This window comes from Shewanella colwelliana ATCC 39565 (genome assembly GCF_000518705.1).
Taxonomy (GTDB): domain Bacteria; phylum Pseudomonadota; class Gammaproteobacteria; order Enterobacterales; family Shewanellaceae; genus Shewanella; species Shewanella colwelliana.
Window position 1 is genome coordinate 1 of the sequence record NZ_JAEC01000047.1, and the last position, 10,400, is coordinate 10,400.

Below are 10,400 nucleotides of genomic sequence, written 5' to 3' on the forward strand. Positions count from 1 at the left end.
GAAAAAATCTTTACTGAATTTGGTAAAACCCAGTTCATTATCCTGCCGCTGCCCACCTGCGCGGTTCTTAATGGTTTCAATGTAATAACAATCTCCTGCACCTTTCTTGAAACGTACATCACAACGCCGCAAGTGATATAAGGGTGTAGGATTAATACCGGTAAGCATGTGAGTCAGCAAAAGCGCTAGCCGTACCAACTGATTGCGCCAATCACCTTGTAAAGGAGCGACCCTTTTCTTGGCTGCGTTAACCTCATTCCCAAGCTGCCGTTTGTTCAATTTAAGTTCAAGCAGTCGACTATGGTCATGCATTGGGCATATCGTAGGTGAGGTACCAGCTAGCAAATGTGCCATGTAACCTTGGTATCCCCGGTTTAAGAATCTTCCAATTCTGGTAAAACCGTCATCGTCCAAGGTTTGAAAGGGGGTCGATTCACGAGCAAACTTCGGCATTTGCTTTATCAACAAATGCTCTCCTTTAGCTCTGAGGATGGCTCTAATCGCTTGCTTTCGAGAATTTGCCGTGGCAGGCTTAATTCCCCCCTGAGCTTTACTCAGCTTGATAAGTCGCTGTAACTCCCCTCCATACCACATTACGTTGTTAGCAGAGAAATTCAGCGGACGCCCCACAGCATCGAGCGCTGCTGTATATTTGCATAAGCTATCAAAATAGCCTTTAGTCGTTCGATTAGCTGGCCACTCGCGAATCAGCTCATATAATTCACGTATTATCTCATCACGCTGCATATCAACCAATTGCTCTGACGGACAAAACTTCTCTGACTTTAGTGGATCTCGGCCGCCCAATACCAAAGGACAACCTTTATACTTCAGTCGTTTGAAGTAGCACTTTCCCCCACCATCAGTGGCGATAACCATCGCTTCAATAGACATTGGACGTACCGGGTTGGCTATTGGTGTGTTGCTCTTAGGAAGCTTGCGCGCACTTTTCTTTTTAAAGGCCATTATCCGTTACCGCCAAGAGCAAATATTCCCTGTCCAAAGTGGTGGTCAATCACATTTTCCCAAACCTCTTGCGGGCTGCACTTTCCATCAATGCGATCACGAGCCTGACTCATATAGTGGCGCGTGGTATCTTCTTTTTCATGACCAAGGTAGTTCTGCACAAAACGAAAGGCCTTGCCTTCATCGACGCCTTTGTCCAACAGTCCAATAAAGCGTTCCACTGCATAAGTTGAGCGTAGGTTGTGGCTCTTGTGTTCGAATGGCTCCCCCAGGCCCAGTTTAGGGTGCGCTAGCGTTCGGCGTATGTCAGACCAACGCGCATTCAGTGTAGTCAGAGCAAACGGAACACCACTTCCGCTCAGGAACAGGTGATCTCCGCCAGTTTGGCGCTGCTGGTCCGTGAGTGTTAAACGATACTTATCCCGACGTTTGATGTATCGTGTCGATTGCAAGTAACCGTACAGCTCAGCCATCAATTGGCTCGGCATCTCGACAGTGCGATACTTGCCAAACTTGGTCTCAACACCAACAGAGGGGCCAATGTCGATCTCGACGTACCCCTGGTGTAACTGGCGAGCATTAGGCTTGAAAATCAACCCAGCACGTAGCGAAAGTACTTCTTGACGACGCAGACCTGTCCAGCGCATTACGAGAAGGATCCAGCTCACTTCTTCTGGAAACCTGCCCAATATCAGTTGTCCATTTCGTTTGGTCAATACTTTGCGCGAAACACGCAAGATATTGTCCAACGCATTCCACTGATAAGGTGCTAGTGCCGTTAAAGGATTCGGGCGCTTTCGTCTGTCTTTTGGCAACTTCAGACGCAGATCTGTAGTATGCACCTCTATGTGCCTCGATGCCTGCATAGAGGTATGATCATTCTGAATGTTGACCCTAACAAATTCATACTGAAACGGCTCATGACCGAAATGAAAGCCGTGCCTCAGGTAGTGTTTGTAGAAATCAACCACTCGGTTCAGATAGGCATTACAGGTTGTGCGAGCTAGATGCACATCAGGGTCTTGTGACTTGTAACAGTCTTTAAGGCATTGACGATAGCGATAGGTCGGACGCTGATTTTCCCGTACAGGCATTTCGTTCCAGAGCAGCTCAGGCAGGCCATTCTCTCGCCGAGTGACGTTTTCATCAGCTAGGAAAGTGAAGTAATGCTTTAGCGCACGAGATGCCACCGAAACACACTTCGCGTCATGGTGGATTTTTTGGTACATCAGATAGTTGTTTACAGCTTCAAGGGGCTCGGAATGAACCACTTTGTCACTTTCATCAAATCCAACTCGGTATAGCAAGGTAATGGGGCCTATCTGTTTAAGCTCACCAATATAGCGCACCTGTAGCTCGCCGTTTTCGTCAACATAGACTTCTGGCTCGCGGTACTCCCAGTCCTTTAATTCATAGCTGATGATCTGCATATGGCTCCCCTCGATAACTGGCGAGTAAATCAGCAGACGATAAAAACGCCTATGATGCACTCATACGGCTAGAGCCTACCATAGCAATTTCACACATATCAATTACGCAACAGTGTGATAACGACAGGTTTTACGTAAAGGTAGCAGCCATCGTTATTACTCAGCACTACTATTGGTTTTCCACGCCATTCAGGTCGAAACACCTGTTCAGCACTGCAGTAAAACGAATTTGCATCGACCAAAGCGAACAAGGTTATTAACTCCTACTCAGTATCGAACTTTGCCGGTGGCAGCGAATTGAGCGAATCACAACCCCCTCAATAGTAAAAGAATCATGCTCAAAAATAGGTGTGTTCATATGAGATTCGTTCGCAGATATCAATTGCCGGTTGACTGTATCAATGATTTTGCAAACAAAGCAGCCATTGTAATTCGCAACAATAATGTCTTGGTTTTTGACGGTAACATGCCTATCTACAATGAGAATATCTTGGTCAAAGATGCCAACTCCTTGCATGGAGTCGCCACTTGCCTGGCCGATAAAGGTGGCGCTTGGATGCTCAATAAGCAACTCATCGAGGCTTAATGGCAGCTGTTTATAGTCCGTTGCTGGGGACTCAAAGCCGGTTATCCCGGCACTGGCTAAAATGGGTATGACTTTCATTTTTGACCAACACTGTTTATTTATACAGTATTTTAGCTGAATGTAGATTTTTGGCAATATTTGCGAACTTTACTTTTGCATGCTGCAGCTCGATTCAATGAAAGGTCATCACCGGTTTCGAGTTTAACCACCCAAATAGGCCTGCACCAAAGCTGGCTAGTGTGCAGATTTTGATAGCTTTTTCCGGCAAATTTATTTAGCGTACTGAAGAGACACATCAAGTACTGGCGTGAAATGAAACCAAGGCTGGTCTTTCAATCATCGCAATGTCATAAACATGGAGGTTTGTATGAATAGGGTGTGCGCGGGCTTATTACACCGAATCGCATTAGCTTTGGCTTTTGCCGTGTTCACGCCTAATGCCATGGGCCATAGCGGTGCAAAAGATGAAAATGGTGGCCACCTTGACAGGTCAACCCTTACATACCATTGCCATACACAAGACTGTCTTCTCCCACTTAATGGCGCAGCAGCAACTAATTACCTTTCGATTGTGTCTTTCAATATTCAATTTCTCGGTAACTTTAAAGGTCGCGATGATAGTGCGTTAGCTCAACTATTAGCGAATGAGGATATCGTTGTCATTCAAGAGCTCGTTGCCCCACCTTACGATGGTACATTTCCAGACAATACGGCATATAAGCCTGATGTTGAAGCTCGGCGATTTTTTGAAGCAATGTCCACATATGGATTTGATTACATCCTGTCAGAAGAGGACACGGGGACGAATGACACCATTCACCTTAATAGTGCTGCAACTGAATGGTTTGTCACGTTTTTCAAGCCAGGCAAAGTGCAATATGAACCAAGCTTACCTAATGGGTACTTAGCAGAAGATCGCTCGAATAACGATAAGTTTGAGCGCGTTCCTTACGCCACTCCGTTTAAAGCAAAAGCGACGGGGGATGACTTTGTTCTAGTATCTGTCCATCTGCAACCTGGCACGAGTAAGAAGGATGAGGGACGCCGTAAACGTGAGCTATTCGAAGTAGCCAAATGGATAGACGAGAACGATTCTGTTGAACGAGATTTCTTCGTGTTAGGCGACATGAACTTCAAAGACTGCAATGAAATCTCGACCATTTTGCCCGACACCTTGTCTGCGCTGAATGCAGGGGATGGCTGTCTCATGACCAACACTAACGTTAATAGTCCCCGGCCTTATGACAATGTCGTCTATCCGACATCAAATACAAGTAGGTTGTATTTGGGCGGGCAGTTTGAAGTCATTGACTTAATAGAAGAGATGGAAGATGACTGGTTTGAGGATTTCACAACTCCATACCCAGGCTCACCCTACAACCACAACGCATTTAGGGCACGGTATTCAGACCATCATCCCGTGCGCTTTAAAGTCGTGCTAACTGGCGATGATGATTGAGTGATGTAAGTGAACAAGACAAAATTGGCGACAATGATACCCAAAGAAAGTACTAGTTTATGACTGACTTTTATACCGAGAATGTGGAAACACTCAGTACCCAATACAACGCGCAACGCTTTGAAGATGTGCATCAGTCATGGCAAGGCTTTTGGCCGAAAGCAGAACAGCGCGTGCTTGATGTTGGGGCTGGCACTGGACGAGATGCAAAGTGGTTTTCCAATAAAGGCTGCGAAGTTTATGCACTTGAACCTAACGATGAAATGCGCGCAGAAGGAAAACGCTATACCCAATCTCACAATGTAACCTGGCTGAATGATAAGTTACCCGAGTTAAAGAATATTCTTTCATTGGGTATTCAGTTCGACGTTATTCTCGTCAGTGCGGTGTGGATGCACTTGGCTGAGTCCCATCGTCAGCGTGCATTTCGAAAACTCAGTAACCTTCTAGCACCCAACGGAAAATTGATTATTACACTTCGTCACGGTGAATTTAATGATGGCCGTATCAGTTATCCTGTAAGTGTCACAGAGCAAGAAACACTTGCCAAGATACATGGCTTACAAGTGGTTCACATACAGAGTGCGTCCGACAACATGAAGCGAGACACCGTGAGCTGGGAAACGGTTGTGCACAATATGCCCGATGATGGTTCGGGCGCACTGCTTAAGATTCGCCATGTTTTGGTTAACGACAGTAAAGTCGCGACCTATAAACTCGCACTTCTGCGGGCGTTAGTCCGAATCGCTGATGCGCATCCTGGATGCGTTATAGATAAGACTGACGGTAAAGTAGCGCTTCCATTAGGGCTTGTTTCGCTTTACTGGACTAAACAGTATCACCGTCTTCTGTCTTATCCGCTAAAGCAAAACTGCGATAATGACTACCATGAAAGTCATAACGGAATTCAACAGAGCAGCAATAAAACGAAAGGGCTAGGTTTCGTTAAAGACAGCTGGCGCTCTTTGAGTAGCCTTCTCCACGCCAATGACTTATCTATCGGTGCACTGTTTCTCGGCCAAGAGGCCCGAGCTGTAACAGGAACACTCTCTGACTGCGCAGCAACAATACGCGATATGCCGGTTAAGCATTTATGGCACAAAGATAAAGCTAACCATTTATTTCAGGTCAATAAGCTAACCGTCCGTAAAAGCGACCAAGTCATAATTGATAGACAATACCTCGAATCCTTCGGTGAATTCATACTTGATGAACAGTTTTGGCAAAGTTTAAAGGTGTTTGGAAGTTGGATTGAGCCGCTTATTGTTAATCAGTGGATAGGGCTGATGCAAAGTTTCGAATTGAACAAATCAAGGCAAGTCTCTCTTGACCAATATTACCAAGCAATGCAGTGGGAAGATGCTAGACATGACACGAGTGCTGTACGACAACGCGCAGACGAGTTGATACGTCAAAAGAGTAGGTTAGAGTCGGTATGGAGTGGTAAAGATATTCGTAAAAACTATCACATAGACCATTGCATACCATTTGCCCGTTGGCCAAATAACAATTTGTGGAACTTGTTGCCATCGTCGGTAGCTGAAAATCTACTAAAGAAAGATAGGGTGCCTAGTGCTGCGCAATTACAGCGGTCACGAAATCGAGTTTTGGATTGGTGGCAAGAGGCCTGGAGCAATGGAAATGACAAACAGAAATTCATGACTCAAAGCATTATGGCATTGCCAGGTCTAACTATAGATACTCATAGCTTTGAAGATGTATTTGAAGCTATGAATTACCAGGTTAAAGGCGTTAAGAGCAAATTTTTGTTAAGAGAATGGCATTCGTAAAAGAAAAATAGGTTAGGGCGCCTAGCTCAGTTATGCCCCATTTAAAGTTAGAAGGTTCCAGGTTGTGCTATCTCATAGTATCAACCAGACCAAATTCTAGTAATGTATCTGTGTCTATCAAACCGATGGATATTTACGATCTATTCAACTCAGGCTCCCAATACCTGTCATTCTCTTATCAAGGTTTGGTCTCGTGTTTACGGCGCCAAAGTTTAGTTTGATTGGTTGCGTTGTTCTTACCTTCACGTGTTAAGTTTTATTTGCTAATAACGAATATTAAATAAAATCTAGTTTTAAACTAGAAATCTAGATTTTTATGGTTTATATTTTCTCTAGTCCTAATAAAATGGAGAAAGTGGCTATGCCTAAGTATCATGTAGATGCTGATGTAGCATCAAAAATTGAAACGTTAGTTAAAAAAGAGCCTTTTGAAAATCTTACATTTAATGATGCACTTATTCGTTTGCTGGCCCTTGTACCCTCAGAAGTACCAAATGCTGATGATATTTTGAATAACCTATTAGCTTCATTACCCAATAAGACATTCGTGAAATCCTCACCTAGACCATCAGAGTGGGTTAAGGAAATTCCTGAGTTAAAAAACAAAGGTAAGTTCTCAACATGGAAATCTATCTGTGATTTCTTATCTATTGACGTTGGTGCAGATTCTGCAAGACGTAAGTTGCAGGCTTGGGTTGCTAGTAACCGACCTCATTGGCCTAAAGTGCCCGAAGTCTAGAGCCTAATAAGCATTTAAGGTTTCAAAGCACCTATTGTCTAGATCAGTAGAATCAAATTAGTAGTCCTAAGAAGTATCCTGTCCGTCTTTGATTCAGCCATGCCTAGTTGATTTACCCAGTGGCAGATTGCGCCACTGAAACAACATAAGTCAGATTTTTAGATTAGACAGACTTAATCATTAATGATTTATCGGGGAGATAATAAATGCCAGGTGAAGTATTTAAAATATCATGCAATTGTGGAATAACAGGCACAGTTCAATTAGGCTCTACAATGCTAGATGATTTAACTCATATACAATTACTGAAAGCTGGAATAAACTTAGCTGCTAAGTATTCATATTTTTCCGTAGATAATCACTTTAAAATTCAGCGATTAGAAAGCGAGGAAAAATTTGAACCGATGAATTCATCACTTATCTCATATGAAACAATGGAACAGTTTTTAAGAGGTAATACTAAGTTAGAATGTCCTTATTGCAAGGGATACTGGGAAGTTGTGAGTAGGATTCGTTTTGATTAATTAAAGCTGATGGTGCCAACCCTTAAAAATCGTGGTGTAAACATTCTAGTAGTAGTCGCATAGTTAGTTAGGATTTCACCTTCGCGATACTTTAAGTTATCCATCATCAATTAAATTACCAAAAGCGCTAGCTTAGAAATGTCCATCTTTGAGTCAGCCAGTCTGCCCTGACTCACTTCTGCACCAAAGAGCGTTAGCACCTGGTTTGCGGAGTAGTTACAAGCAGACTTTCTCGCCTAGAAATTTTCATCCATTTCACTCAAATGTTGCAATGCTTAAAAGCTGGACAGACATACAGTCATATTGAAATCATGACGATTTTTATCCCAACTTCGTGCGCGTTTTCACATTTCAATATAAATAAATATGTTCAAAATCATGTAATTATAAAAAATATAGGTTAGATAATAGGTTTGGGAAACGCGCATGCGCGTTTTTCCGGATGGTATATTTAACAGAATACTGATAAGTTCTTTGCATACAGATAGTTAACTGTGCGCGTTTTCACTGGTCCAACGAGGTAAACGCGCATGCGCACGAATAAGCTGTTCTTGACCTGCGGTAGACGATTTTTAGCAAAAAAGAAGTGATATTTAAGTCTAGCCGAAGGAGTAGATAGCGCCAAACGCGATGGAAGAAACGCCTCATTTATGATAGCTTGAAGGCACTTGCTGAGGCTCGTAAAGCGAAGCTTTTAAGAGACCTGCAATCGACTTCAAGTAAAGAAGCGATGCTTCCCTCACGCCGCAGGGGGCATAAATTAAGCCCCTGGGGCATGGAATATGAACTCACGGATTGAGTAGCGATAACCTCCTCTCTCCGAAAGTAAAGAACAACCCATTACACGAGACCTTCGGCTCGTGAACCACGATCGTTAGGTGGCAACATGGCTAAAGATACGCCGTCTATGGCGAAGAATAAAATCAAGAGAAGCCTAGGAGCAATTTGCGACCCTCATCCTTCAAAGAAAGAAGAGAAAGCTCTCTGGGAATATTTTAATTCACAATGTGCTTACTGCGGCCTTGAAATTGAAAAAGGCTCTAGAGCAGGCCATTTAGATCATCTTGTTCCATCATCAGAAGGTGGGACAAATAGCATTTTTAATCATGCTTTGTCATGTGCCAAATGCAACGGAGATGAAAAAAGAGAAGAGCAATGGGACTCCTTCTTGAAAAAGAAAGCCGAAGATGAAGTTATCTATCGGCTAAGAAAGAGTCATATTGAAGGCTGGCTTCAACAAGCGCCTACAGGAATGAATGATCCAGAGTTCATCTTAATGAAAGAATCAATCATCAACAAAGCTCTTTCAGATTTTGATTCATCCGTCGCTAAAATGAGAGAGCTGAGAAATAAATGCACCTAACAAGTAGCAGCAACGGACTTGCAAAACTGTCACTCGTTTTGCTAAAAACCAGCAAAACAAGCGCCAGTTATGCAAGCCGCTGTGCTGGGCGTTAACTGACATGTTAAGGAGGACACAGATTGAACACAATTAAAGCCTTCGAGATGATTGATGCCTTAGCCAAGGAATGCAGATGGCGCTCGCGCAACTTGGTACATGGCAAAAATTATCAAGCAGGTAGCAAAACGACAATCTCTGCATACTCTTCTAATACCGATCAACCCGGTGCTATCGAGGTGGCATTCGATCCAAAAAATATTTCAGCGCTTACTGGGCGGAGTCAGGCTGATGCCGCTAATTTGATTGCAAAGTTACAGAATGAGGTAGCGGAATTCGCCACTCCTAAAACTCAATACCGATTGCCCCGGGTGTCGGTTCAAAGCATAGAACAGTTGAAGGCTGTGTTAGATGCGCTTGGAGAATTTTTAGGCGTTCGGGAAAGCGCGCAGAACATGGACGACAAAAATTCGGGTGGTGATGATAGAAATGAGATCGATCCAGACAGCCGCACCCTAGCCGAGATTCTACGGAGGCGTGGTCAAGCCGAATTCCGCACAAGATTGCTGGATGCCTACAACAGTCGCTGTGCGTTGACCGGGTGTAACGCAGTTGCAGCCTTAGAGGCTGCTCATATAGTCCCGCATTCCGAGCATCAATCGTACGAACCAAAGCATGGATTGTTGCTCAGGGCTGATATCCATACACTTTTCGATCTCTACTTGTTGTCAGTTGATCCAGCAACAGGAAAGGTGGTTTTAGCATCCGAGCTTGTGGAAGCATATGGAGATCTGGAGGGAAAAGAAGCCGTTCTACCTTTAAAAACGGAAGCGATGCCAGACCCACAATTTCTAATGACGCACTATAAAAGGTGGCGTCGAAAAAATGTCCGCTAACAAGGCGAATCAACGCGGACGTAATACTCGCTGGCGCTCGCATTGCTCCGGTTATTTGCGGCGTTAGCCATAGAAATATTAATCTTAAACTCACTTATTAGAGTTAGAGTGAAGATGGTACGATAAAGTCAGCTTTGGTCAGAGTTAGTATATAATGAAAAAGCGAGCCAATTGGCTCGCTAGTAGGTGTTGCATCAAATTCGCCACTCCCTGCAATATGTAAGCTGGAAACAACCCAAAGCCATCGCTGCCGGCCTGAAACGGATTTACGGTGCAGCAATTTTATCTGTGTAGTGGCATAGTTAATTTGGCCATCTAGTATGAGGTGATATCATCACCTCATAAGTTAACAGGTGACACTATGACGAAACGTACAAGAAGACTTTTTAGTGCTGAGTTCAAACTCGAATCTGCTCAATTAGTTTTAGACCAAAATTACTCCATTGTTGAAGCGGCGAAAGCAATGAATGTGGGCAAGTCGACCATGGAAAAATGGGTTCGACAGTTAAGAGAAGAACGACAAGGTAAGCAACCGAAAGCATCGCCTATAACGCCCGAACAGATTGAAATACGAGAGCTGAAAAAGCAACTGGCTCGCCTCCAGGAGCATA

Annotated in this window: 10 protein-coding genes and 1 pseudogene; 7 read left to right on the forward strand and 4 right to left on the reverse strand. The window is 43.8% G+C overall.

Annotation, left to right across the window (positions count from 1 at the left end):
* The 4 genes and pseudogenes from L876_RS0116070 to L876_RS22580 form a co-directional block, all read right to left on the reverse strand.
* Window positions 1–966 (reverse strand): hypothetical protein (locus L876_RS0116070; protein WP_028764734.1); only part of this gene is annotated, 966 nt, incomplete at its 3' end.
* Entirely contained in the window at window positions 966–2,396 is a 1,431-nt protein-coding gene (locus L876_RS0116075) for a tyrosine-type recombinase/integrase (protein WP_028764735.1), read from the reverse strand. The genes L876_RS0116070 and L876_RS0116075, both read right to left, overlap by 1 nt.
* Window positions 2,397–2,539: 143 nt before the next feature.
* Window positions 2,540–2,647 (reverse strand): annotated as a pseudogene (locus tag L876_RS23250) (Y-family DNA polymerase); the annotation flags it as partial.
* Window positions 2,648–2,652: 5 nt separating this feature from the next.
* The gene (locus L876_RS22580) at window positions 2,653–3,060 is read right to left on the reverse strand and encodes a LexA family protein (protein ID WP_081730731.1); all 408 of its coding nucleotides are present in this window, start codon (window positions 3,058–3,060) and stop codon (window positions 2,653–2,655) included.
* Window positions 3,061–3,349: 289 nt separating this feature from the next.
* Between L876_RS22580 and L876_RS0116085 the strand changes: the two genes are divergently transcribed.
* The 7 genes from L876_RS0116085 to L876_RS0116115 all read left to right on the forward strand — a co-directional run.
* Window positions 3,350–4,441, forward strand: coding sequence for an endonuclease/exonuclease/phosphatase family protein (locus L876_RS0116085; protein ID WP_028764737.1), 1,092 nt, complete (start codon window positions 3,350–3,352; stop codon window positions 4,439–4,441).
* Between the two features lie 59 nt (window positions 4,442–4,500).
* The gene (locus L876_RS0116090) at window positions 4,501–6,231 is read left to right on the forward strand and encodes a class I SAM-dependent methyltransferase (RefSeq protein ID WP_028764738.1); all 1,731 of its coding nucleotides are present in this window, start codon (window positions 4,501–4,503) and stop codon (window positions 6,229–6,231) included.
* Window positions 6,232–6,592: 361 nt separating this feature from the next.
* Window positions 6,593–6,970, forward strand: a complete 378-nt coding sequence (locus L876_RS0116095; RefSeq protein ID WP_028764739.1) for a hypothetical protein — start codon at window positions 6,593–6,595, stop codon at window positions 6,968–6,970.
* A gap of 206 nt (window positions 6,971–7,176) precedes the next feature.
* On the forward strand, window positions 7,177–7,494 hold the full coding sequence (locus L876_RS0116100) for a hypothetical protein (RefSeq protein WP_156029441.1): 318 nt from the start codon (window positions 7,177–7,179) through the stop codon (window positions 7,492–7,494).
* A gap of 886 nt (window positions 7,495–8,380) precedes the next feature.
* On the forward strand, window positions 8,381–8,857 hold the full coding sequence (locus tag L876_RS21935; RefSeq protein ID WP_037429022.1) for an HNH endonuclease: 477 nt from the start codon (window positions 8,381–8,383) through the stop codon (window positions 8,855–8,857).
* Window positions 8,858–8,976: 119 nt separating this feature from the next.
* Window positions 8,977–9,789, forward strand: coding sequence for an HNH endonuclease (locus tag L876_RS22335; protein ID WP_051413163.1), 813 nt, complete (start codon window positions 8,977–8,979; stop codon window positions 9,787–9,789).
* A 361-nt stretch (window positions 9,790–10,150) separates the two neighbouring features.
* A partial coding sequence (locus L876_RS0116115; protein WP_028764742.1) for an IS3 family transposase occupies window positions 10,151–10,400 on the forward strand: 250 nt, incomplete at its 3' end.

Coding starts and splice junctions, on each gene's coding strand:
- L876_RS0116075 (WP_028764735.1), bottom strand. CDS start 2,396: ATGCAGATCATCAGCTATGAATTAAAGGACTGGGAGTACCGCGAGCCA.
- L876_RS22580 (WP_081730731.1), bottom strand. CDS start 3,060: ATGAAAGTCATACCCATTTTAGCCAGTGCCGGGATAACCGGCTTTGAG.
- L876_RS0116085 (WP_028764737.1), top strand. CDS start 3,350: ATGAATAGGGTGTGCGCGGGCTTATTACACCGAATCGCATTAGCTTTG.
- L876_RS0116090 (WP_028764738.1), top strand. CDS start 4,501: ATGACTGACTTTTATACCGAGAATGTGGAAACACTCAGTACCCAATAC.
- L876_RS0116095 (WP_028764739.1), top strand. CDS start 6,593: ATGCCTAAGTATCATGTAGATGCTGATGTAGCATCAAAAATTGAAACG.
- L876_RS0116100 (WP_156029441.1), top strand. CDS start 7,177: ATGCCAGGTGAAGTATTTAAAATATCATGCAATTGTGGAATAACAGGC.
- L876_RS21935 (WP_037429022.1), top strand. CDS start 8,381: ATGGCTAAAGATACGCCGTCTATGGCGAAGAATAAAATCAAGAGAAGC.